Genomic DNA, 24,361 nt, shown 5'->3' on the forward strand with positions numbered 1-24,361 from the left:
GATGAGCGATGTGCTGAGCAGCGGCGTGGATGGCCGGGTCAAGCCCGGCCATGATGGAGGACGGGGCAGGGGACATCGTCTCCTCTCTGTCGCCGCGCTCGCGTTCATCCTTGCCATCATCGGCTTCGTCGGCTGGGTCTACTCCCTCGGCCCGCTGCCGCTCGACGAAGCGCGCCGCATCTCCACCACCATCATTGATCGCAACGGCAAACTGCTGCGCGCCTACGCCATGGCCGATGGGCGCTGGCGGCTTCCGGTCGATGCCAAGGTCAACGTCGATCCGACTTACCTGAAGCTGCTGTTCGCCTACGAGGACCAGCGCTTCTACACACATGACGGCATTGATCCGCTGGCGCTGGGCCGCGCCGCGGTGCAGCTCTCGACGCGCGGGCATATCGTGTCCGGCGGCTCGACCATCTCGATGCAACTCGCCCGCCTGATGGAGCCGCGGCAGCAGCGCTCGCTCTACGCGAAGCTGCACCAGATCGTGCGCGCGATCGAGCTGGAGCGGACGCTGAACAAGGACGAGATCGTCAACCTCTACCTCGCGCTCGCGCCCTATGGCGGTAATCTCGAAGGCATCCGTGCCGCCTCGATTGCCTATCTCGGCAAGGAGCCGAAGCGGCTGTCGTTGGCGGAAGCCGCGCTTTTGGTCGCGCTGCCGCAATCGCCGGAGACGCGCCGGCTCGATCGCTATCCCGAAGCGGCGCGTATCGCACGCGACCGCGTGCTCGACCGCATGGTCGAGGAGCATGTGGTCAGCGTCGACGACGCCAAGCAGGCCAAGGCCGTGCCGGTGCCAAAGCTGCGCAAGCCGATGCCGATTTTGGCTCCGCACGCGTCCGATAGCGCGCTCGCAACGGTGAAGGATGCGCCGGTCATCAAGCTAACGCTGGACTCCAATCTCCAGAAGGTGCTGGAGCCCTTGGCGCGCGACCGCGCTATCGCGCTGGGCCCGAACATTTCGGTCGGCATCATCGTGGTCGACAACGAAAGCGGCGATGTGCTCGCGCGTGTCGGCTCGGCCGATTATTTCGATGAGAGCCGGGCAGGGCAGGTCGACATGACCCGCGCTATCCGCTCGCCGGGCTCGACGCTGAAACCGTTCATCTATGGGCTCGCCTTTGAGGACGGTTTTGTCCACCCCGACAGCCTGATCGACGACCGGCCGGTCCGCTTCGGCTCCTACGCGCCGGAAAATTTTGACATGACGTTCCAGGGCACGGTGCCGGTGAAGAAGGCGCTGCAATTGTCGCTGAACGTGCCGGCGATCGTGCTGCTCGACCGCGTCGGCTCGAGCCGGCTGGCCTCGCGGCTGCGGCAGGCGGGAGGCAACCTCATTCTGCCCAAGGACGAGGCACCGGGGCTCGCCATGGGGCTCGGCGGCGTCGGCGTGACGCTGCAGGACCTCGCCCAACTCTATGCGGGCTTCGCCCGGCTCGGCACCACCAAGCCGCTGCGCGAGGTCATGGCGGCCACGGACGACCGCGAGCCGCTGCGGCTGCTGGACCCCGTCGCGGCCTGGCAGGTCGGCAATGTCCTGCTCGGCACCCCACCGCCGGAGAACGCCGCCCACAACCGCATCGCCTTCAAGACCGGCACCTCCTACGGTTATCGCGACGCCTGGTCGGTCGGCTTCGATGGCCGCATGACCGTCGGCGTCTGGGTCGGCCGGCCGGATGGCGCCCCCGTTCCCGGCCTGATTGGCCGCATCGCCGCGGCGCCGATCCTGTTCGATGCCTTCGCGCGGACCGGCAAGACCCTGACCCCATTGCCGAAGCCGCCCAAGGGAACCCTGGTTGCCAGCAACGCGAAGTTGCCGTTGCCGCTGAAGCGGTTCCGCCCCGTGGGAGAACTCGTCCGGACCGGGGGCGAGCGGGCGCTCCACATCCAGTTCCCGGTCAATGGCTCCCGGATCGACGTGGATCGCTCCGCCGGGGCTGACGCTGCCGCCATGCCCGTCAAGGTCGCCGGCGGGGTGCTGCCGATGACCGTCATGGTCAACGGTACGGCGCTCGGCGAGATCGACGGGCGGCGCCAGCGCCTGATCGATCCGCCCGGCCCGGGCTTTGCACGGCTGACCGTGATCGACGCCACTGGCGCCGCGGACACAGTTGTGATTCGAATTCAATGACCGTGCCTTAAGCGGTTGTGGCGATGGCGGTTTCAGCGTAAGCGGAACCAATGGCCGAGACCTACCCAACGCCTCGTTTTGGAGCGCCGCGAGAGCCGAAAACGCCCGTGAATCCGGGCAGCCGGCTCGCGCTGATGCTCGACTTTGTCACCGGCAGCCACGCCCGCGCCGTGGCCTTCCTCGTGCTGTGCGCGCTGCTGCTGTTCCTGCCCGGTTTCTTCACGATTCCGCCGGTCGATCGCGACGAGGCGCGCTTTGCCCAGGCCACCAAGCAGATGGTCGAGAGCGGCGACTATGTCGACATCCGCTTCCAGGAGGACGTGCGCTACAAGAAGCCGGTCGGCATCTATTGGTTGCAATCCGCGGCCGTCGAAGTCGCGACTGCACTGAAGCTGCCGAAGGCCGAACTCCGGATCTGGGTCTACCGGCTGCCGTCGCTGTTGGGGGCGATCGGCGCCGTGCTCATGACCTATTGGGCGGCGCTCGGCTTCGTCACGCGGCGCGCCGCGGTCCTTGCCGGGCTTCTGATGTGCTCCTCCGTGCTGCTCGGCGTCGAGGCGCGGCTCGCCAAGACCGACGCGATGCTGCTGTTCTGCGTGGTCGCGGCGATGGGCGCGATGGCACGCGCCTATCTGTCCTGGCAGCGCGCCGAGGACGAAACCCATCCGCCCTGGAGCTGGCCTGCGATCTTCTGGACCGCGCTCGCCGTCGGCATCCTGATCAAGGGCCCGCTGATCCTGATGTTCGCAGGCCTGACGATCGTCGCGCTCGCGATCCAGGATCGCGATTCCTCCTGGCTGTGGAAGCTGCGCCCGGTCTGGGGCCTGATGTGGATGCTGGTGCTGGTGCTGCCCTGGTTCGTCGCGATCTTCTGGCGCGCGGGCGATGCCTTCTTCGCCGACTCCGTCGGCGGCGACATGCTGAGCAAGATCGGTGCGCAGGAATCCCATGGCGCGCCGCCCGGTCTTTACCTGGCGCTATTCTGGATCACCTTCTGGCCGGGCGCGCCGCTCGCGGCGATGGCGGCACCTGCGGTGTGGCGGGCGCGGCGCGAGCCCGGCGCGCAGTTCCTGCTGGCCTGGCTGATCCCGTCCTGGATCGTGTTCGAGGCGGTGCTGACCAAGCTGCCGCATTACGTGCTGCCGCTCTATCCCGCGATTGCGATTCTCACCGCGGGCGCGCTAGAGCGGAATGTGCTGTCGCGCTCCTGGCTGGCGCGCGGCTCGGCCTGGTGGTTCGCGATCCCCGCGGGCGGCTCGATCATCGCGGTCGTCGGCGCCGTCATGCTGACGCGGCAGCCGGCCTTCGTGGCCTGGCCGTTCATCGCGGCCTCGCTGATCTTCGGCCTGTTCGCGTGGTGGCTCTACGACAACAACCGCGCCGAACGCTCGGTGCTCAACGCGCTGGTCGCGGCGCTGATGCTGGCGGTCGTGGTCTACGGCATCGTGCTGCCGTCGCTGACACCGCTGTTTCCGAGCATCGAGGTCGCGCGCGCGCTGCGCAACGTGACCTGCGTCGGGCCGAAGGCGGCGTCGGCCGGCTATCACGAGCCGAGCCTCGTCTTCCTGACGGGTACCCAGACGCTGCTGACCGACGGATCGGGAGCCGCCGATTTCCTCAGGCAGGGAAGCTGCCGGTTTGCGCTGATCGAGCAGAAGTCAGAGCGCAGCTTCGTGCAGCGTGCCGAGGCGATCGGACTGCGCTACAAGGTCGGCACGCGCATCGACGGCTATAATTTCTCGCAGGGACGCGCGATCTCGATCTCGATCTTCCGCTCCGAGGGCACCGAATAAGATGCCTGGTTCGACCACCATCGCGCCGTATGCAAGCTACCCCGCTCAGCTGCTCGGGGTCGCGGGACGCGCGCTGGCGCAGCTTGTGCGCACGCCTTCGCATTCGCGCCGCGACGCGGCGGCGCGAAAACTGGCGCGGCATTCGCTGTGGCTCAGCGCGGCGGGCGCCGCTCTAGTTATTGTGCTCATGGTCGTGTTCGATGGGACCGAGATCCAGCTGATGCCCGCGCGCGGCACGCCGGCGCTCTGGCCGATCCGCATCCTCACCGATTTCGGCAAGGACGAGAATGTGCTCTCGGTGCTGGGTGTCGCGCTCATCGTCGTGGCGCTTGTTGCGGCAGGCCTGCACGGCACACGCCGCGCGCTGGTGCTCGGCTTCGGCACCCGGCTGCAATATCTGTTTCTGTCCGTTGCCCTGTCGACGTTCGTCACCGATATCCTGAAATATCTCATTGGCCGCGGACGTCCATTCGTCGGCGGTAAGGCCGATCCGTTCAACTACATTCCGTTCGAGGGCACGGGGGCATATGCCAGCCTGCCGTCAGGGCATGCGGCGACGGCCTTCGCTCTTGCCTTTGCAGTCTCGGCGCTCTGGCCACGCCTGCGCGTATTCATGTTCACTTACGCAATCGTGATCGTGCTGACGCGCCTGGTGCTGCTGGCGCATCACCCGAGTGACGTCACGGCCGGTGCGCTGGTCGGCATGGTAGGCGCCATGGCCGTCCGCTACTGGTTCGCGGCGCGCAGGCTCGCTTTTGCCATCCGGGCCGACGGCACCATCGTGCCGCTTCCGGGACCGCTTCCCAGGCGCCTCAAAAGGGTTGCCCGCGGGGCATCTGCCCCATAAAAGCGGCTGCTTCCCGGGGCTCCCGGTTCCCCAGGTCGCAGGCCAATTCCAACCACGAGCTTCGATTTGTCGTCGTCCCAGCCTTCGGTTTCCATCGTCGTCCCCGTGCGCAACGAAGCCGACAACATTGCGCCTTTGATCGACGAGATCACGGCCGCGCTCGATGGCCGCTGGGCCTATGAGATCATCTATGTCAACGACGGCTCGACCGATGCGACCGGCGAGCGGCTCGCAGCGATCATGACGCAGCGGGACAATCTGCGGCAGCTGCGGCATGCCAAATCGGGCGGCCAGTCGGCGGCGGTGCGCAGCGGTGTGCGCGCGGCCCGCGGCACGATCGTGGCGACGCTCGATGGCGACGGCCAGAACAATCCAACCTTCCTGCCGGACCTGATCGCGGCGGTCGAGAAGGGCGCCAATGTCGGGCTTGCCGCGGGCCAGCGGGTCGGGCGCAAGGACACCGGTTTCAAGAAACTCCAGTCGCGCGTAGCAAACGGCGTCCGCAATGGCATCCTGAAGGACGGCACGCGCGACACCGGTTGTGGGCTGAAGGCATTCCGGCGCGAGGTCTTCCTGACGATGCCCTATTTCGACGGGTTGCATCGTTTCCTGCCGGCATTGGTCCGCCGCGAAGGCTTTGACATCGCCTATGTCGACGTGATCGACCGGCCACGCCATTCCGGCGTGTCCAACTACGGCTTCTTCGACCGGCTGTGGATCGGGATCTTGGATCTCGCCGGCGTGTGGTGGCTGATCCGCCGCAAGAAGGCGACGCCAGAAGTGACTGAGGTAAAAGCATGATCATTCAATTCGGTCAGGCGCTGAGCAACTATCTCTACGACGTCTTTGTCGCCAAGTTCGATTTCTGGCTCGCCTTCGGCCTGGTCGCGCAACTGTTCTTCACCGCGCGCTTCCTGGTTCAGTGGATCGCGAGCGAACGCGCCGGCAACAGCGTGGTGCCGATGGCGTTCTGGTTCTGCTCGATGGGCGGCGGGTTGATGACGCTGGTCTACGGCGTCGTGAAGCGCGAGCCCGTCATCATCCTCGGGCAGGCGCTGGCGACGATCATCTACATCCGCAACATCATGCTGATCATCAAGAACCGCGGCCGGACGGCGAAGACGCTGGACCGCTGATCCCCGATTAGACCGCAAACCTCCCAAAAGCTGTTCCAAACCGATCCAAAACAGCGCTTGCTATTTCAAGACCGATTGGTTCATATATCGCCATGCGCCACCAATCTCCCGTGCAGTTGCCGCGTGGGCGGCCCCGAGGTTTCGACGTCGAGGCCGCGGTCGAACGCGCGATGGATGTGTTCTGGTCGCGCGGCTATCACGCCACGGCGCTGCCGGACCTGCTTCGCGCGACGAAGCTCTCGCGTGGCAGCCTCTACGCTGCCTTCGGCGACAAGCATTCGCTGTTCCTGCGCGCGCTTGATCGCTACATTGCCATTGCCTTGACACGGATGGATATCGAACTCGACCACCGCAGAGAGCCGGTCGACGGCCTACGGGCCTACCTTGCCGGCTACGTTGACCGCAACAGCGGTGCCAATGGCCGGCGCGGATGCCTGCTGGTAGCCACAGCCATGGAACTGGCTGGCCGTGATGCCGACGTTGATCGTCGCATCGGGAGCTTTTTCAAAGCCATGGAGGCTCGGGTGGCTGGTGCACTTTCCCGTGCGAAGGCGGCAGGCAAGTTGGCTGATGGTGTCGAGCCTTCGAGTGCCGCCCGAATTCTCGTCTGTTTCGTCGAGGGCCTGCGGGTGGTCGGTAAAACGGCACCGACACGGATCATTTCGCAAGCGACCGTTGACGCTTTTCTCGACCGCTTCATCAGGTAGACAAACCATGGACGTTTCCGCTGTTCGCGCGCCTATATCTAGACCGAATGGTCTTGAAAAGAACGACTCCATGTCCGCCATTCAAATCGTCTGCGCCGTGGTCGTCCCCTTGCTCTGGGGTTATCAATTCGTGGCCATCAAGGTGGGCGTTATGGAGTTTCCACCCCTCTTCTTCCTCGCGCTGCGCTTCCTCGCCATCGCGCTGCTGCTTGTTCCCTTTGTCAAAAGGCCCGCACGTCAACAATTCGGCCCTATCGCAGCCATTTCGTTTTTCCTTGGTGGACTGAACTTCGGGCTCTTCTATGTTGGCCTCGGCCTCGGCTCGGGAAGCATGTCGGCCGTCGCAATTCAGCTCGCCACGCCCTTCACCGTCTTGTTAGGTTGGCCGCTGCTCGCGGAGCGGCCGTCTCTCACCACGTCCGCTGGAGTGGTGCTTGCATTCGTCGGCGTGGTCGTGCTGGCAGCGGGGCCTGGTCTGACGGCAAACGCGCTTCCGCTGCTGCTCGTGGTCGGAGCCGCTTTCGCGTTCGCCGTGTCCAATGTCCTCACAAAACGCTACGGCCCTTTTGATCCCCTGATGCTGATGGGCTGGTCGTCGCTGCTGACGGTGCCGCAGGTCATGGTGATGTCGCTGCTGCTCGAATATGGACAGATGGCGAGCCTTGGCACGGCCGATGGACGTGGCTGGCTGGCGCTCGCCTACACGATCTTCATCGGTGGCATCGTCGGCTTCGGCCTATGGTTCTGGCTGATCGGGCGCTGCTCGATGGGCCGGGTCGCGCCCTTCGGCCTGCTGCTTCCGGTGTTCGCACTGATGTCGAGCGTGTTGTTCCTCGGCGAGCGCATCACGCCAAAGCTGATCGTCGGCGGACTGCTTGCGATCTCCGGCGTCGCCATCACGCAAGTCAAACCGCGCGTCGCGTCTTAGCCGCTAACGGGGCAACGCCGTGGCACCTGAGGCGGGCAGGGTGCTCGTCTCCGCCTCGGCCCGGCGATAGGGTTGGCCTGCCGCGTCCAGCACGGGATAGGCGACCGAGCAGATATGCGAGTGGATGCGGCGCAGATCGCGCAGCACGTCCAGATGCAGCGACGTGGTCTCGATGGTCTCGGGGCGGCCCTCGCGCAGGCGGTCGAGATGGCGTTCGACGGCGGCGAGCTCGGTGTTCTTCAGCGCCGTCTTTTCCACCAGCAGCTTGCGGGCCTCGTTGGCATCGCCCGACATGAAGACGCCGAAGGCAATCCGCAGCGAGTCCATCGTGCGCTTATGGAAGGCGGCGAGTTCCTCAGCGCCTTCGGCCGAGAACTGGAAGCGGCGCTTGATCTTCTTGGTGGCGAGCTCACTCAGATTCTTGTCGATGATGTCGCCGATATGCTCGAGGTTGATGGCGAAGGAGATGATCTCCATCGCGCGCCGGCCCTCGCTCTCGTCAAGGCTGCCGCGGGTCAGCTTGGTGACGAAGAGCTTGATGGCCTCGTCGAGACTGTCGACGACATTGTCCGTCTTCGAGACCTGGTCGACCAGCGAACGGTCGCCGGTCATCATCGCGGCCATCACCTTGCGCAGCATGGTTTCAACGAGATCGCCCATGCGCAGCGTCTCGCGGGCCGCGTCCGCAAGCGCGAGCGAGGGGCTGTCCAGCGCGGTCTCGTCGAGATAGCGCGGACGGGCCGGGTCGGTTTCCCGCACACGATCCGGCAGGAGTTTCGTCAACAGCCGCGACATGGTGTCGAGCAGACCGATGAAGATGACGGCGGTGCCGACGTTGAAGGCGATGTGGAACGCCGCAATCATCTTGGCGAGATCAGGCTGCCAGGCATGCATGTGGCTCGCGATCGTGCCCAGGAACGGCAGGACCAGCGCAATGCCGACGACGCGGTTGACGAGATTGCCGACCGGCAGGCGATAGCTCGCGGGATCGTCGCGTTTTGCGCCCTCGAACACGGGGTTGACGGCGCTGCCGAGATTGGCTCCCAGCACCAGCGCCAGTGCTGCGTCGGGTGTGATGAACTGCGAATAGGCCAGCGACATGATCAGCAGCACGCTGGCGACGCTCGAATGCACCGCCCAGGTAAGAAGCCCGGCGACGATGATGCACAGAACGGGGTCGCCCGTTATCGCGGACATCACGACACGGACACCCGGGGCGTTCTCCGCGGGCGCCAGCGTGTCGAGCAGAATATGCAGCGACAGCAGCATCAATCCGAGGCCGATGCAGAGACGGCCGATGTCCTTGATCCGCGAGCGCGGGCCGGAGCGGAAGGCGACGAGGCCGAGCACGAACAGCACCGGCGCAACGGCTGCGATGTTGAACGACAATGCCTGGACGATCAGCGTCGTGCCGACATTGGCCCCAAGCATGATGGCGAGCGCGGCGACGAGGCTGAGCAGGCCCTCGGCAGCAAAGGAGCTGGTCAGCAACGCGGTCGCCGTGCTGCTCTGAAGCAGTGCGGTGAGGCCCAGGCCGGCCGCAAAGGCGCTGAAGCGGTTGCCGAGGGCCTTGCCGAGCAGGCGTCGCAGGTCGGGGCCAAATGCGCGCAGGATGCCGCTTTGGACCATATGCAGGCCCCACAGCAACAGCGCCACGCCGCCCATCAGATCGAGCAGAACCAACGTTCCCATGCTCCGTGTCCGGATGAGAGTCGAAGGGATAAGGCTAGCGCCAAACGCCAGCGGATTAAACCCTTTGTTGGCGCGTCGTCGTTAACGCCTGCGGTCCTTGCTCGTTCCCAAGGCGAAATGCCTTCTGAGCAGGCTCACACTGCCGCTTTGAAGGCAGCGAAGCCGCGATCGAGATCGGCCTTGAGGTCGTCGGTGCTCTCGAGCCCGATATGAAGTCGCAGCGTCGGGCCGCCGGGCGCCCATTTCGTCGCCGTGCGATAGTCGTTGCAGTCGAAGGGAATCGCGAGGCTCTCGAAGCCGCCCCAGGAAAAGCCCATGCCGAACAGCTTGAGCGTGTTGAGCATGGTGTCGACGGCCTTCTGCGGTGCCGGCTTCAGCACGATGCTGAACAGGCCCGAAGCGCCGGTGAAGTCGCGCTTCCAGATGGCATGGCCCGGATCGGTCTCGAGCCCCGGATGCAGGACGCGCGCGACCTCGTGCCGGCCCGCAAGCCAGCGCGCCATGTCGAGGCCGGAGCGATGATGCTGCGCAAGTCGCACTGACAGTGTGCGCAGGCCGCGCAGCGCGAGGAAGACGTCGTCGGGGCCGGCGCAGACGCCGAGCAGGCGGATGCCTTCGGTAATCTGCGGCCAGGCCTTGGCGTTGGCCGAGATGGTGCCGAACATGATGTCGGAATGGCCGCCGATATATTTGGTGGCGGCCTGCATGCTGATGTCGACGCCCTGCTCGAGTGAGCGGTGATAGAGCGGCGTCGCCCAGGTGTTGTCGTCGATCACGAGCGCGTCGCGCGCATGCGCTACCTCGGCGATGGCGCGGATGTCGGGCATCTCGAACGATTGCGAGCCAGGCGCCTCGACCAGCACGGCGCGGGTGTTGGGCTTGAACAGCTTCTCGATGCCGGCCCCGATCAGCGGATCGAAATAGGTGGTCTCGATGCCAAGGCGGGCCAGCATGCCGTTGCAGAAATTGCGCGTGGGACGATAGACATTGTCGCAGACCAGGATGTGGTCGCCGGTCTTCAAGACCGCGAGCAGGGTGGTCGAGATCGCCGACAGGCCCGACGGCACGATACCGACGCCGGCACATTGCGGCCCCTCCAGCGCCATCAGCGTATCCTGGAACGCCCGGGTGGTCGGGCTGCCGTGGCGGCCATAGGTGAACTCGCCGCGATGGGCGTGCAGGTCCTCGGCGGTGGGATAGAGCACGGTCGAGCCGTGGAACACCGGCGGATTGACGAACCCCCTCTGCGCCTTGGTGTCGCGGCCGGAGGTGACCAGCCGGGTTTCGGCGTGCTGCTGTGCGGGGTGCGAGGAATCCATGCGTCTGCTTTCAAAAAGCGTTTCCGCCGGGCGCGGATCGCGCGGTCGGGGCGGCTTGGAGGCCACTGACGCTAATAACAGAACACAGAAGAGTCCCGTCAACCCCTTGACCCGGCTCGCCAGTCGTTCTGTGATGCGCGCAAGCGTTTTCTGGAATGCAAAAAACCCCTGTGGCACAGGGGGTTCTGCGATTTTCGAGGGGGAGAACGGAAGGGGCCTAAAATCCGCTGGGCACCACATGGGCACCAGTCGAACCGTTTTAGCGGATTGTACCGGCCTGAACGTGGATGAACGGGTCTGAACCGCTTGACACCGGGTTGGTGCCGTTCTGTGATGCGCAGGTGCTATTCAGTCGCCGCATGTTGAGGGGCCTGCCGCGACCTTCGATCCATCGTCCGACCGGACCTTGCGCCACAGCCATAAGTGCGGGCGCCTGCGGCGAGGATTTAAGGTATGGCCTCCCAGCATCGGCGAGTGTTCGGCAAGGTTTTCCAGCATGACTCTTGCAAGGCTAAACCCTGGCAGAGACACCGTTCCCGACCTTGAGATGACTTTGAAAGGCTTGAAGCCCATGAAACGCGTAACCCTGGCTCTCTCTCTTGCTCTCGCCGCCGGCCTATCTGCCCAGGCCGCCGATGCGCAAACGCTCAAGACCATCAAGGACCGGGGCACGCTGTCCTGCGGCGTCAGCCAGGGCCTGCCGGGCTTCTCCTCGCCCGACGACAAGGGCAACTGGACCGGGCTCGACGTCGACGTCTGCCGCGCCATTGCGGCGGTGGTCTTGAACGATCCGACCAAGATCAAGTTCGTGCCGCTGTCTGCCAAGGATCGCTTCACGGCGCTCCAATCCGGCGAGATCGACGTGCTGTCGCGCAACACCACATGGACGGTTTCGCGCGACACCTCGCTTGGCGCCAACTTCACCGGCGTCACCTATTATGACGGGCAAGGCTTCATGGTGAAGAAGTCGCTCAAGGTCAATTCCGCGCTGGAACTGAACAGCGCCTCCGTCTGTGTGCAGACCGGCACCACCACCGAGCTGAACCTTGCTGATTACTTCAAAGCCAATAACATGAAGTATGAGGTGATCGCGTTCGGCACGATCGACGAAGCGGTCAAGGCCTACGAGTCGGGGCGCTGCGACGTCTTCACCGACGATTCATCCGGACTCTATGCCAGCCGCCTGAAACTGACGAATCCCGCCGATCACATCGTGCTGCCCGAGATCATTTCGAAGGAGCCGCTGGGTCCGATGGTGCGCCACGGCGACGATCAATGGTTCGACGTGGTGAAATGGACGCTGTTTGCAATGGTCACGGCCGAGGAGCTCGGCATCACCCAGAAGAACGTCGACGAGATGGCGAAATCCGACAAGCCAGAGTTGAAGCGGGTGCTCGGCACTGACGGCAATCTCGGCGAACAGCTTGGTCTCACCAAGGACTGGGTGATCCGGATCGTAAAGGCGGTCGGCAATTACGGGGAGTCGTTCGATCGCAATGTTGGCGACGGCTCGCCGCTTAAGATCAGCCGCGGCATCAACAGTCTCTGGACCAAGGGCGGCCTGCAATACGCGCCGCCGATCCGCTGAGCGGCAAAGCCAGGCTGCGCCGATGGGCGTCGAGGCCCGAAAACCGCCAACCCAGATCGCGCTGAAGCTGAGGCGCGCGCTCGGTGGCAAGGCAGGCTGGAACGGCGTCGCCGTCCAGCTTGTCTTTGGCGCGATCCTGGCCTGGATTGCCTATGAGATCATATCGAACGCCCGTACCAACCTGGAAACCCAGCACATCGCCGCTGGCTTCGGGTTCCTGCAAAACAGCGCCAGCTTCGACGTCAATCAGACCCTGATCTCCTATTCGGGGTCCGATACCTACTTCCGCGTCTTTGTCGTCGGCGTCTTGAACACGCTGCTGGTCTCGGTGATCGGCATCTTCTTCGCCACTCTGATCGGTTTCGTCGTCGCGCTCTGCCGCTTGTCGCCCAACTGGCTGGTGTCGCGCGTTGGCGGTCTCTATGTCGAGGCCATCCGCAACCTGCCGCTGCTGTTCCAGATCCTGTTCTGGTACCTGGCGGTGCTCGCGGCGCTGCCCAATCCGCGGCAGAGCGTTTCGATCCTCGGCTCCTTCTTCCTCAACAATCGCGGCGTGATCGTGCCGTCACCGCTGGCTCAGCCCGGCCTTGTTCCATTCCTTGCCATGCTGGCGCTTGGTCTCGTCGCGTCGCTGGTGTTGCGCAGCTACGCGCGGCGGGCGCTGTTTGCTCAAGGCCGCGTGATCCGGATATGGCCGTACGTGCTGACATTGCTCGTCGGATTGCCGCTCGTCACGATGCTTGTGTTCGGTCTGCCTTTCTCGTTCGAATTTCCGCAGCTGAAGGGGTTCAATTTCGCCGGCGGCGCGCGGATCATTCCGGAACTCGTCGCACTGACGGTGGGATTGTCGACCTATACGGCGGCCTTCATCGCCGAGATCGTGCGCGCCGGCATCCAGTCCGTTCACAAGGGACAGATGGAGGCGGGATCTTCGCTGGGTCTCAGCCGCGGCACCGCGTTGCGGCTGATCGTGGTGCCACAGGCGATGCGCGTGATCGTGCCGCCGCTGACCAACCAGTACCTCAACCTGACCAAGAATTCCTCACTCGCCGTGGCCATTGGCTATCCTGATCTCGTGTCGGTATGGGCCGGCACGTCGCTGAGCCAGACGGGCCAGGCAATCGAGATCATCGCCACGACGATGGGTGTCTACCTCCTGATCTCGCTCTTCACCAGCGCCGTCATGAGCATCTACGGCTGGCGCCTGAACCGGAGCCTCGGCGCATGACCGACATCACCGCGTCATCCTTCGTTCGTGAGGATCTGGTCGCTGAGCGCCCGGCGCCGGTCAAGACCGCCGGCTTTCTCGGCTTCGTGCGTACGCGCCTCTTGAACTCGCCGACCAATATCCTGCTGACGATCCTTGGCCTGTTGCTGATCTGGTACACCGTTATTCCCACCATCAAGTTCCTGCTGGTCGATGCAGTTTGGAGCGGCAAGGATCGCACGGCCTGCCTCGCCGAGAATGCCGGCCATCCGGTCGGCGCCTGCTGGCCCTTTATCCAGGCCAAGTTCCCGCAGCTTTTCTACGGCTTCTATCCCGAGGCCGAACGCTGGCGGGTCAACCTGACCTTCGCACTTGGCGCAGTGCTGCTCTTGCCGCTGCTCATTCCGCGGCTGCCGGCCAAGGGGTCGAATGCCGGGCTATTCTTCTTCGCCTTTCCCGCGGTCGCATTCTTCCTGCTGCATGGCGGCGGCATCACCGGCTTCGGCGTGAGCTGGGTCGCGGGCCTCCTGCAATTGTTCGCCGACAGCATCAGCGGAGTCGGTGAGGTTCTGGTCGGTCTGAGCAAGGCTTCGGCCGCCGGGCCGCTGCTTTGGGCGATCGGCGGCGCCATCGCGCTGGTCGGCACGTTGCTGCACTGGGTGATCTTTCCACTCATTTGGCTGCGCGATCAGATGCAAGCGGCAGGACAGGGGCTCTGGCTCGACTTCCTGATCACTGCGGTGATCGTATCGGTGATCCTGTTCATGCTCGGCGGTGGCGCGCGCGCCGGTTCGCGGCCACTGATCGCCAGCCTCGCCACGTTCGCCGGAATTGCGGCGGTGATCAAGCTGATGGGGCTCGACCACGGCGGCATGCCGATTGTCGACACGCGGCTATGGGGCGGGTTGCTGGTGACGCTGGTCATCGCGATCACCGGCATCGTGGCGTCATTGCCGATCGGCATTGCGCTGGCGCTCGGCCGACGTTCGACCATTCCCCTGATCCGGATATTCTCGATCACCTATATCGAGTTCTGGCGCGGGGTGCCGCTGATCACAGTGCTGTTTTTCGCGACTTACATGCTGCCCTTGTTCCTGCCGGGCAACTTCACCGTCGACGGCCTGGTGCGCGCGCTGATCGGCGTTTCCCTGTTCACCGGCGCCTATCAGGCCGAGAACCTGCGTGGCGGTCTGGCAGCGGTGCCGCGCGGACAGGAAGAGGCAGCCTCCGCGCTCGGTTTGTCCTGGTGGAAGACCACCTCGCTGATCGTACTGCCCCAGGCGCTGCGCCACGTCATTCCCGCCATCGTCAACAGCTTCATTTCGCTGTTCAAGGACACTTCGCTGGTCTCGATTGTGGCGCTATTCGACCTTCTCGGCTCGCTGCGGGCCTCATTCGCCGATCCGGTCTGGACCACGCCGTCGACCGCCTTCACCGGATTTGCGTTCATCGGTATCATCTACTTCATTTTCTGCTTTGGAATGTCGCGCTATTCGCTCTTCGTCGAGCACCGCCTCAACGCCCACCGCCGCAACTGATCGAGGCCACCATGTCCGCTGATCCAATCGTCAACATTTCCGGCCTCAACAAATGGTACGGCGAGTTTCACGTGCTGCGCGACATCGACCTCGAGGTCACCAAGGGTGAGCGCATCGTGATCTGCGGGCCCTCGGGGTCTGGCAAATCGACGCTGATCCGCTGCATCAATGCGCTTGAGGAATTCCAGGAGGGCGAGATCGTCGTCGACGGCATCGAGCTCGGGCCCAACCTCAAGCATGTCGACGCGGTGCGCCGCGAAGTCGGCATGGTGTTCCAGAGCTTCAATCTGTTCCCGCATCTGACCGTGCTGGACAATTGCACGCTGGCGCCGATCTGGGTGCGCAACATCCCCAAAAAGGATGCCGAGGAGACCGCGATGAAATTCCTGGAGCGGGTCAAGATTCCGCACCAGGCCAACAAGTTTCCCGGCCAGATGTCCGGCGGTCAGCAGCAGCGCGTCGCGATCGCGCGCGCGCTAACCATGAATCCGAAGGTGATGTTGTTCGACGAGCCCACCTCAGCGCTTGACCCCGAGATGGTCAAGGAGGTCCTCGACACCATGGTCGACCTGGCCGAGGAGGGCATGACCATGCTGGTCGTGACTCACGAGATGGGCTTTGCCAAGGAAGTCGCCAACCGTGTGGTGTTCATGGACGCCGGCCAGATCATCGAGGCCAACACGCCGAGCGAATTCTTCGCCACCCCGCAGCATGCCCGCACAAAGCTGTTCCTGAGCCAGATCCTGCGGTGACGCCAGTTCTGGTGCGACTATTGTGCTGAGATGACCCCGTAGGCGGTGCCGTAGCGGTGGGCAAAGCGCAGCGTGCCCACCATTTCTGTCTGCGCGGCGAGATGGTGGGCACGGCGCAAGGGCGCCTTTGCCCACCTAAGGCACCGGTGAACCCGTAAAATTTTACGCAATTCCGACGCAAGCCAACAACCATGCCGCGAGCGACACCCCGGCGCTTCACGCGTCCGAAAGCTCTTTCTGAACATCTGGCGATAAATGGGGGTGTGTCAAATGCTCGGCTTCGTGTTCGGCCTCAATGCCCGTCTCGGGCGCCTGCATTTCTTCCTGGCCTCGATCGCGCTGGCGATCGTGATGACCGCGATCTGCTTTGCAATCGCGATGGCCGTGCTGCGCACGACATCACCGAGCATGGTCCGCTCCGAAGACCTCACCCATAACTGGGCCATCATCGGTGCGATGGTGTTCTTCGGGCTTGCGAGCTTCACGCTGCAATCGATGCGCATCCGCGACATCGGCTGGGATCCGGTCTGCGTGATCCCGGCCTGGATCGCGCTCATGATCGTCGACCACGTGGCGGCAGGCCGGTTTCCGGCCTGGGCGATCGGCGGGGAGCATCAGGGCACGATAGTCGGCGGGCTGGTCAATCTCGCTCTGCTGCTGGCGCTCACCTTCTGGCCGAGCGCCGTGAGTGAGGCTTACACAAATCCCTTCGAGCCGCCCGCGCGCGCAATCACCAAGGTCTCGGCATCGGATGCACGCATTGCGCGCGTATCGCAAGGCGCGCGTCCGACCTGGAGCTAGGTGCCTGGAGCTGAGAGCCCGGAGCTAGACGAACGGCAGCTTGATGTTGCTGCGCTTCTCCAGCCATTCCGGCACCGGCAGGTTCTTGGCGCGCATGAAGTCGGCGTTGAACAGCTTTGACTGATAGCGGCTACCGGAATCGCAGAGAATGGTGACGATGGTCTTGCCGGGCCCGAGCTGCTTGGCGAGCCGCATCGCGCCGACGATATTGATGCCGGTCGACCCGCCGAAGCACAGGCCTTCGTGCTGGAGCAGCTCGTAGATCACCGTGACAGCTTCGGCATCGGGAATGAGATAGGCGTCATCGACCTTGGCGCTCTCGACGATCGCGGTTTTCCGGCCGAGCCCAATGCCTTCCGTGATGGAATCGCCGGGCGTTGCCTTGGCTTCGCCGGTCCTGAAATATTCAAACATTCCGGCGCCATGCGGGTCGGCGCAGGCGATCCGGATGTCCTTGTTCTTCTCTTTCAGATAGCGGCTGATGCCGGCGAGCGTGCCGCCGCTGCCGACCGAGCAGACGAAACCGTCGACCTTGCCGCCGGTCTGCTCCCAGATCTCGGGGCCGGTCGAGTCGTAATGCGCCTTGGCATTGTCGAGGTTATTCCACTGGTCGGCGAACAGCACGCCGTTCGGCTCGGTCTTGCGCAGCTCGTCGGCAAGACGGCGGCCGACATGCTGGTAGTTGTTCGGATTGGAGTAGGGCAGCGCCGGCGATTCCAAGAGCTCCGCGCCGCACAGCTTCAGAAAATCCTTCTTCTCCTGGCTCTGCGTCTCCGGAATCACGATCAGCGTGCGATAGCCGCGCGCGCTCGCGACCACCGCAAGTCCGATGCCGGTGTTGCCGGCGGTCGCCTCCACCACGAGGCCGCCCGGCTTCAGCTCGCCGCGCTTCTCGGCCTCCTGGATCATCCATTTGCCGGCGCGATCCTTGACGGACTGGCCGGGATTCATGAACTCGGCCTTACCGAGAATGGTGCAGCCGGTCAGTTCGGAGGCGCGCTTAAGCTTGATGAGCGGGGTGTTGCCGATGGCTTCGACAACGTCGTTTTTGAAGGTCATGTCAGGCAATTACCGGCTGGATGCGTGAAGTCATCGAGACCCTAAAGTAGGGTCGCCGGCCTTACAAGCGACCCCTTGCAAGGCAAGGGCGCAAACTCTTTATTGCTGCTTTGCGAAGATAACCTGCCGGACATCGATATTGCCGGAAAGGAATCCGGCCTCGCAATAGGCGAGGTAGTACTCCCACAGCCGCCGGAACCGGTCGTCAAAGCCCAGCGGCACGAGCCCCGGCCAAGCCGCGCGAAAATTATTTCGCCAGGTGGCGAGCGTCTTGGCATAATCTTGCCCGAAGATGCGCTCGCGGATGACCGGGACGCCGAATTTGTCCCCGAGCGATTTGAGCACCGCCGGCGAGGGCAGCATGCCTCCGGGAAACACGTAGCGCTGGATGAAGTCGACCTCGCGCCGGTAGCCCTGGAACAGCCGGTCCTGGATTGTGATGGCCTGGATGCCGGCCAGTCCGTCCGGCAGCAGCCGGTCGCGCAGCTGGGCGAAATAGCGCGGCCAGAACTGCTCACCGACAGCCTCGATCATCTCGATCGAAGCGATCCGGTCGTAGCGATCCCGCTCGTCGCGATAGTCCTGCAGCCGGATCTCGACCTTCTCGGCGAGGCCCGCCTCGTGAATGCGCCTGCGCGCGAAGTCGCGCTGCTCGGTCGAGATGGTGAGGCCGACGACGCGTGCGTCAAAAGTCTTGGCGGCGAATTCGGCGAAGCCGCCCCAGCCGCAACCGATCTCGAGCAGCTTCTGGCCTGGCCTCAGGTCGAGCGCTTCGGCGAGGCGGCGATATTTGTTGGTCTGCGCGGCCGTGAGGTCGGTGGTCGATTCTTCGAACAGCGCGGATGAATAGGTCATGCTCGGATCGAGCCAGGCCGAGTAGAACGCATTGCCGATGTCGTAATGGGCGTGGATGTTGCGCCGGGCCTGGCGGCGGGTGTTGCGGTTGAACCAGTGCTGCACCATCTGGACGAACCGCATCAGCGGCTTGTCGCGCAACATCGCCTGGATCAAATCGTGGTTGACGCAGAACAGGTAGAGAAACTGGGTCAGGTCCGGCGTGTCCCAATCGCCGGCGAGATAGGCTTCCGCAACGCCGATGTCGCCGCTGTTGATCATGTGCGAAGCAACGCCGTAATTGTGCAGGCGCATCGCTGCACTCGGGCCCAGCTCGTGACCGCCAAGCCGGATCACGCGGCCGTCGGGCAGAGTGACGTCGAGCGTGCCGCGCCGCAGTCGCGACCCGAAGCTCAGCGCCAGGCGAACGATGCGCGGCAGGTCGGCGAGCGTTGTCTCCACATTCTTGGGCGTCACCGAGATGGCATTCGACATCGGAAAATCCATAAACTGAACGGATAATGTCCGACCGCGAACTGGCCGCGCCCAACTGTCCCTTTCGCCAGACCCGAGCGCGCCCTGCATGCGGTCAGCGACTGGTAATATAAGTATGGGATTTGCCGGCCGCCAAGGTGGTTTCTGACCCACGCTGCTCTGCGGTATCCAGTCGCGGCACCATCCGTGCCCCCTTCAGCCAAAGCCGCAGCGCTTCCCAATGGATCGCCGCCATCACCTTGAGGCTCACGAACGGCAGCGCGACGAACGATCGCAGCAGGGCGCGCGAGGTCAGGGCGCGGCGGCGACCGCTGAAGGTCGCCGCGAGCAGCGAGCCGTCGCGGTCGGTTTCCAGAATGCGCAGCTTGACCGTGTCGGACGGCGGCAATACGCGAAAATGATAGCGCATCGCCATCGGCATGAAGGGCGAGACATAGAACAGCTTTTCGTGCTGCTGCCGCAGGCCGGCCTCACTCCATTCGCCCGGCTGCACCGGCAGGACGTACGGATGAATCTCACCAAAAGTGTTGCGCACCTCGTAGATCACCAGCGCCAGCTCGCCGCCGGCGCGATAGCAGAAATAGACCGAGAGCGGACTGAAGCCGTAGCCGAGCAGGCGGGGATAGCAGAGCAGTGCGACCCGGCCGCCATTGAGGTCGATGCCGTGCACGGCGGCGCAGCGCTCCGCATAGGCGCGCAGCGAGGAGCCGTCGCGCGGGCCGTGGTCCTTCTCGTGAAAACTGTAGAGCGCGGCGCGGTTGACGCCGAACAGCGCCGTCTGCCGGTCGGCCTCACCGAGCCGGGCGAGATCAATCAGAAGGCTCATGACGCGGTAGCTGAAGCGATGGCCCATCGGCTTCAGGCGCGCATGCATGACGTCGCCGAAATAGAGCGAGGCGGCATCGGCCGCGGGAAGGGCTCTCGTCTCCATCGCGCTACTCCGCGGCCTCCGCGAGCTCGACCGGCGCCGTGCGCCAGGGCGCGGTCGCCCCGAGCGCCTCGGCGACCCCAAGGCCCGAGCGCAGGCCATCCTCGTGAAAGCCATAGCCGGTCCAGGCACCGCAGAACCAAATGTGCCGCTGCCCCTGGATCTCGCCAAGCCGCTTCTGTGCGACGAAGGCGGCCGCATTGTACTGCGGATGCTCGCAGAGATATTGGCCGAAGGTGAGCTCCGGCGCAGGCTCGAACGGCGGGTTGAGGCTGACGAACAGCGGCTTGCTGGGATCGATGCCCTGGAGGTTGTTCATCCAGTAGGTCACCGCGACGTCGTTCATCGCATTTCCCTCGCGCTGCCAGCGCAGGAAATTCCACGACGCCCAGGCGTGCCGCCGCTTCGGCATCAGCCTGACGTCGCGATGCAGATAGACCTTGTTCGGGGAATAACCGATCTCGCCGAGGATCTCGCGCTCGCGTGGGTCTGCGTCGGACAGCATCGCGAGCGCCTGGTCGCTGTGGGCGGCGATCACCACATGGTCGAATGCCTCGCGTCCGCCGTGGCTGTCATGGACGACGACGCCATGAGTGCTCCGCTCGACCGACGTGACGGCGCAGCCGAGCCGGATGCTGTCCTTGAACCCGGCCTGGAGCCGCTCGACATAGCGCTGGCTGCCGCCTTTGACCGTGCGCCAGACCGGTCGATCGTAGTGCAGCAGGCGATGGTTGCCGAAAAAAGTGACAAAATTCTCGGCCGGAAAGTCGAGCATCTCGTTTGCGGGGGCCGACCAGATCGCTGCGCCCATCGGGGCGAGATAGTCGGTCAGCAGCCGTTTGGAGAAGTGCCGTTGCTGGAGATAATCGCCGAGCGTCAGTCCGCTCAGCTGGCCGTTGCGCAAATCGTCGACGCTTTGCCGGCCGAATTTTGGGATCTCCGCGAGCATCCGCAGGTAGGACGGGGAGAGCAGGTTGCCAGCTTGCGCAAAGAGGCCGGCCGCCGTCTCCCGCCAGTCATTGCCGCCGCCGCGCCATTCGAAACGGCCGCGATCGGCCGAGACGGCAAAGCTCATGCAGCTCGCGACCGTCTCGACGCCGAGATGGGCGAACATTGCGGTCAGGTCGGAATAGTTGAGCTCGTTGTAGACGATGAAGCCGACGTCGACCGCGACCGCCGTGCCCTGATAGTCGATGGTGACGGTGTGGCTGTGGCCGCCGGGGCGCAGCTCGCGGTCATAGACCGTCACCGGATAGCGCTGCGAAAGCGTCCAGGCCGCCGCGTTGCCGGCGATGCCCGTTCCGATGACCGCGATGCGCATGTGTGAAAGCGTCCCTGCCTCGTGTGAAACAAGCTACGGTGCGTTGCGGCGCAGGTTTCAGTGGAGCAAAGGCGGCCTTCGCTGGTCTCGCGGCCAGTGTGGCCGCAATATCACATGAAATCTTGGTAAGCTTGAACGCGCTTCGGAATGGCGCAACAAATCAAAAAGCCGCTGCGAGACAGTGGTTTTTTGTATTTTCGTTGCCCATATCCGGGTGCGGTCGGGTGTGCTTTTCGCAGGTGCGGGACTGTCCCGCAGTTCCGCGCCCGGCTAGGATGAAATTCAGGTTGCGCAGAAAGCATCACGCTGTGAACGAGCTACAGAAAGGCCCCCAGCCGTCAGCCCGCGAATCGGCTAATCCGGCCGCGCGGTGGCGGCGTGATCTGCCCGGCAGGGGGTGGATGTGACACAGCGGGTTCCGGCCGTCGCCAAGCGGAAATTCCTCGGGTCTGCGGCCCGAACGCTGCGGGCGGTCGCGGTGGTGTGCCTGGCGTCGAGCTCGGGCGCCTGCGTGCTGACCCAGGACCTTCCTGATCCCGCGCTCGATGTCCCCATGCAATACAAATACGCCGGCAAGGCGGATGCGCCGCCGACGCTGGATTGGTGGCGCGGCTTTCGTTCGTCGGAGCTGGCGCAACTGATGGAAGAGGCGCAGACCGTCAATCTCGACATCGCCGCCGCCGTCTCCCGCATCGTCGAGGCGGACGCCCAGGCGCGCCAGGCGGGCGCGGCGCTGTTGCCGAGCCTGTCGGGGAGCGGATCGGAGACGTATTCGCGCACATCCGGCTCGAGCGCTTCGGGCCTGACCAACGGCGGCCGTGAAGTCGTCAATTACTCCTCGTCGCTCAGCGCCAGCTACCAGCTCGATTTCTGGGGCCAGAACCGCGACGCGCTGCAAACGGCGGAGGAGACCGCCAACGCCAACCGCTTCGACCGCGACACGGTCGCCCTGACGACGCTCGCAGCCGTCGCGAACGCCTATTTCCAGGTTCTGTCCTCGCAGGATCGCCTGCGCACCGCCCAGCGTAATATCGCCAGCGCCCAGCGCATCCTCGATGCCATTCGGGAGCGCCGCAAGGCCGGCACCGGGACCGATCTCGACGTCGCCCAGCAGGAGAGCGTGCTGGCCAACCAGAAGGCGCTGGTGCCGCCGCTACGCCAGACGCTCGACCAGAACGCCAATGCGCTCGCAGTGCTGGTGTCGCGGCCACCGGAGAGCGTGCGGCTCGCGGGGGGCTCGCTGGACCGGATCGCGATCCCGCGCGTCACGCCCGGCCTGCCGTCGGAGCTCCTGACGCAGCGGCCCGACATCCGCCGGCAGGAGGCGCAGCTTGCCTCGGCGACGGCCAACATCGGCAATGCGCGTGCGCAATTCTTCCCGACCATCCAGCTCACCGGCAATGGCGGCTATCAGAGCTCGGCGCTGGTCTCGCTGTTCCAGCCGCACGCGGCGTTCTTCCAGCTGGTCGGCAGCGCGACCCAGCCGATCTTCGACGGCGGCAAGATCCTCGGCAATTTCGAATACGCCAAGGCGCGGCAGGAGGAGTTGCTCCAGACCTACCGCAAGACCATCGTCCAGGCCTTTACCGACGTCGACAATGCGCTGTTCTCGATCAAGCAGACCACGATCAAGCTGCAATTGCAGCGCGATGTCGTCAACGCCTCGCGGCGCGCTTTCGACCTCGCCGAGCAGCAGCTGCGCGCCGGCACGGCCGACATCGTGACCGTGCTCAACACCCAGCTGACGCTATTCCAGGCCGAAGATGCGCTGTCGCAGGCGCAACTCGCACGCCTTCTAGCCATTGTCAGCCTGTATCAGGCGCTTGGCGGCGGTTGGGAGCCGCGAATGGAGAAACCGGTCAATGCTCTTTAAGCCGGATACGAAGGACAACGCGAAACAGGGTACGGCGAAGAAGTCGGGCGGCCGCGGCTTCGTCATGACCCTGATCACGCTCGCGATCCTCGGCGGCCTCGGCTATCTCGGCTGGACCGTGATGCACCAGCAGCCGCAGCAGCAGGGCAACGGCCGCAACCAGCGGCCCGATCTGCCGGTGCCGGTGCTGGCGGCGACGCCCAAGGTCCAGGACGTGCCTGTCTATCTCGACGGCGTCGGCGCGATCCGTGCCCTCAACACGGTCACCGTGCGCTCGCAGGTCGACGGCAAGCTGATCGCCGTGAAGTTCACCGAAGGCCAGGACGTCAAGAAGGGCGACGTGCTCGGTGAGATCGACCCGGCGCTCTACCAGGCGACCTATGACCAGGCAGTCGCCAAGAAGGCCCAGGACGAAGCCCAGCTCGCCAACCAGCGCATCGATTTGACGCGCTACGAGCAGCTTGCGGCCTCCAATGCCGGCTCCAAACAGCAGGCCGACACCCAACGCGCCGCGGTCGCGCAGACCGAGGCGCTGGTCAAGGCCGACCAGGCCTCGATCGACAATGCCGCGGCGACGCTGAGCTACACCAAGATCGTGGCGCCGCTCTCGGGTCGCGCCGGCCTGCGCCAGGTCGACCAGGGCAATATCATCCACGCCGCCGACACTGTCGGCCTCGTGGTCATCACGCAATTGCAGCCGATCGCGGTATGGTTCAGCCTGCCGCAGCAGCAGATCATGCGCGTCAATGCGGCCGCGGCCAAGGGCGCGCTCGCGGTCGACGTGTTCGGCAATGACGGCGTCACCGTGATCGACACCGGCAAGCTCACCGGCATCGACAACCAGGTCGACCAGACCACCGGCACGCTCAAGCTCAAGGCCGAATTCCCCAACGCCAATTACCAGCTCTGGCCCGGCCAGTTCGTCAATGTGCGGCTCAAGGTCGAGACCTTGTCGCAGGCGCTGGTGGTGCCGACATCAGCAGTGCAGCGCGGACCAATCGGGACGTTCAGCTATATCATCGGTGAGGGAGACATCGTCTCGGCCAAACCGGTGACAGTGACGCAGCAGAACGAGCATGACACGGTCATCGCGAGCGGTCTGTCGCCGAACGATCGGGTCGTGACCACAGGCTTCGCCAATCTGTCCGACGGCTCCAAGGTGATCGTCGGCCGCGACGAGCAGACGCCATCGGCCGACCTCGCCCCGCGCAAGCGCACGCGCGCGCCGGATGGCCAGAAGAAGGATGGTCAGGCCAAGGACGGCCAGAAGGACGGGCAAGGCAAGGACGGCGAGCACCGCGCCAAGCGGAGCAGCAGTGAGGGCGACCAGAAGGGCCAGACCGGCCCGGCGCCGGGGCCGGGGGCTCAACCATCGGGACCTGGAGCCAAGCAGCCATGATCCCGACAAC

20 protein-coding genes are annotated in these 24,361 nt (G+C 64.5%); 14 read left to right on the top strand and 6 right to left on the bottom strand.

Features of this window, described 5'->3' with window-relative positions:
• Position 1 precedes the first annotated feature (1 nt).
• The 7 genes from pbpC to FXB40_RS02615 all read left to right on the top strand — a co-directional run bounded on the left by pbpC (position 2) and on the right by FXB40_RS02615 (position 7,545).
• Positions 2–2,134, top strand: a complete 2,133-nt coding sequence (gene pbpC / locus FXB40_RS02585; RefSeq protein ID WP_246207307.1) for a penicillin-binding protein 1C — start codon at positions 2–4, stop codon at positions 2,132–2,134.
• Positions 2,135–2,184: 50 nt separating this feature from the next.
• Complete coding sequence (locus FXB40_RS02590) at positions 2,185–3,927, top strand: ArnT family glycosyltransferase (protein WP_148770655.1); 1,743 nt, start codon at positions 2,185–2,187, stop codon at positions 3,925–3,927.
• Position 3,928: 1 nt separating this feature from the next.
• Positions 3,929–4,774 carry a phosphatase PAP2 family protein gene (locus tag FXB40_RS02595; protein WP_148770656.1) on the top strand — a complete coding sequence of 282 codons (846 nt, stop codon included), beginning with the start codon at positions 3,929–3,931 and terminating at the stop codon, positions 4,772–4,774.
• Positions 4,775–4,840: 66 nt separating this feature from the next.
• On the top strand, positions 4,841–5,575 hold the full coding sequence (locus FXB40_RS02600) for a glycosyltransferase family 2 protein (protein ID WP_148770657.1): 735 nt from the start codon (positions 4,841–4,843) through the stop codon (positions 5,573–5,575).
• A complete protein-coding gene (locus FXB40_RS02605; RefSeq protein WP_148770658.1) occupies positions 5,572–5,910 on the top strand; it encodes a lipid-A-disaccharide synthase N-terminal domain-containing protein in 339 nt (112 codons plus the stop codon). The genes FXB40_RS02600 and FXB40_RS02605 overlap by 4 nt, the downstream gene beginning before the upstream one ends.
• Positions 5,911–6,080: 170 nt before the next feature.
• A complete protein-coding gene (locus tag FXB40_RS02610) occupies positions 6,081–6,617 on the top strand; it encodes a TetR/AcrR family transcriptional regulator (protein ID WP_488226136.1) in 537 nt (178 codons plus the stop codon).
• A gap of 70 nt (positions 6,618–6,687) precedes the next feature.
• On the top strand, positions 6,688–7,545 hold the full coding sequence (locus FXB40_RS02615) for a DMT family transporter (protein ID WP_148770749.1): 858 nt from the start codon (positions 6,688–6,690) through the stop codon (positions 7,543–7,545).
• A gap of 3 nt (positions 7,546–7,548) precedes the next feature.
• On the opposite strand, the gene FXB40_RS02620 is transcribed toward FXB40_RS02615, so the two are convergent.
• Positions 7,549–9,237 (bottom strand): Na/Pi cotransporter family protein, encoded by a 1,689-nt coding sequence (locus tag FXB40_RS02620; protein WP_148770659.1) that lies wholly within the window; start codon positions 9,235–9,237, stop codon positions 7,549–7,551.
• A 134-nt stretch (positions 9,238–9,371) separates the two neighbouring features.
• Positions 9,372–10,556 carry a cystathionine beta-lyase gene (metC, locus tag FXB40_RS02625; RefSeq protein ID WP_148770660.1) on the bottom strand — a complete coding sequence of 395 codons (1,185 nt, stop codon included), beginning with the start codon at positions 10,554–10,556 and terminating at the stop codon, positions 9,372–9,374.
• A gap of 571 nt (positions 10,557–11,127) precedes the next feature.
• On the opposite strand from metC, the gene FXB40_RS02630 reads away from it, so the two are divergent.
• The 5 genes from FXB40_RS02630 (at position 11,128) to FXB40_RS02650 (ending at position 16,442) form a co-directional block, all read left to right on the top strand.
• Complete coding sequence (locus tag FXB40_RS02630) at positions 11,128–12,144, top strand: amino acid ABC transporter substrate-binding protein (protein ID WP_148770661.1); 1,017 nt, start codon at positions 11,128–11,130, stop codon at positions 12,142–12,144.
• Positions 12,145–12,166: 22 nt separating this feature from the next.
• Positions 12,167–13,372: an amino acid ABC transporter permease gene (locus FXB40_RS02635; protein ID WP_148770662.1), complete on the top strand. Its 1,206-nt coding sequence runs from the start codon at positions 12,167–12,169 to the stop codon at positions 13,370–13,372.
• Positions 13,369–14,889: an amino acid ABC transporter permease gene (locus FXB40_RS02640; protein WP_148770663.1), complete on the top strand. Its 1,521-nt coding sequence runs from the start codon at positions 13,369–13,371 to the stop codon at positions 14,887–14,889. The genes FXB40_RS02635 and FXB40_RS02640 overlap by 4 nt, the downstream gene beginning before the upstream one ends.
• Before the next feature lie 11 nt (positions 14,890–14,900).
• Complete coding sequence (locus FXB40_RS02645) at positions 14,901–15,641, top strand: amino acid ABC transporter ATP-binding protein (protein ID WP_148770664.1); 741 nt, start codon at positions 14,901–14,903, stop codon at positions 15,639–15,641.
• A 270-nt stretch (positions 15,642–15,911) separates the two neighbouring features.
• Positions 15,912–16,442, top strand: a complete 531-nt coding sequence (locus FXB40_RS02650; RefSeq protein ID WP_148770665.1) for a DUF805 domain-containing protein — start codon at positions 15,912–15,914, stop codon at positions 16,440–16,442.
• Between the two features lie 24 nt (positions 16,443–16,466).
• On the opposite strand, the gene FXB40_RS02655 is transcribed toward FXB40_RS02650, so the two are convergent.
• The 4 genes from FXB40_RS02655 to FXB40_RS02670 all read right to left on the bottom strand — a co-directional run bounded on the left by FXB40_RS02655 (position 16,467) and on the right by FXB40_RS02670 (position 21,079).
• Positions 16,467–17,501, bottom strand: a complete 1,035-nt coding sequence (locus tag FXB40_RS02655; RefSeq protein WP_148770666.1) for a cysteine synthase A — start codon at positions 17,499–17,501, stop codon at positions 16,467–16,469.
• Positions 17,502–17,600: 99 nt separating this feature from the next.
• A complete protein-coding gene (locus FXB40_RS02660) occupies positions 17,601–18,830 on the bottom strand; it encodes an SAM-dependent methyltransferase (protein ID WP_148770667.1) in 1,230 nt (409 codons plus the stop codon).
• Between the two features lie 94 nt (positions 18,831–18,924).
• Positions 18,925–19,761, bottom strand: coding sequence for a DUF1365 domain-containing protein (locus FXB40_RS02665; protein ID WP_148770668.1), 837 nt, complete (start codon positions 19,759–19,761; stop codon positions 18,925–18,927).
• Between the two features lie 4 nt (positions 19,762–19,765).
• Complete coding sequence (locus FXB40_RS02670) at positions 19,766–21,079, bottom strand: NAD(P)/FAD-dependent oxidoreductase (RefSeq protein ID WP_148770669.1); 1,314 nt, start codon at positions 21,077–21,079, stop codon at positions 19,766–19,768.
• A 397-nt stretch (positions 21,080–21,476) separates the two neighbouring features.
• On the opposite strand from FXB40_RS02670, the gene FXB40_RS02675 reads away from it, so the two are divergent.
• Positions 21,477–22,952: an efflux transporter outer membrane subunit gene (locus FXB40_RS02675; protein WP_148770670.1), complete on the top strand. Its 1,476-nt coding sequence runs from the start codon at positions 21,477–21,479 to the stop codon at positions 22,950–22,952.
• Positions 22,942–24,351, top strand: coding sequence for an efflux RND transporter periplasmic adaptor subunit (locus FXB40_RS02680; RefSeq protein WP_148770671.1), 1,410 nt, complete (start codon positions 22,942–22,944; stop codon positions 24,349–24,351). Before FXB40_RS02675 ends, FXB40_RS02680 begins: the two co-directional genes overlap by 11 nt.
• Positions 24,352–24,361: the final 10 nt, after the last annotated feature.

Origin of the sequence: Bradyrhizobium rifense (genome assembly GCF_008123425.1) — a bacterium.
Classification (GTDB): Bacteria; Pseudomonadota; Alphaproteobacteria; order Rhizobiales; family Xanthobacteraceae; genus Bradyrhizobium; species Bradyrhizobium rifense.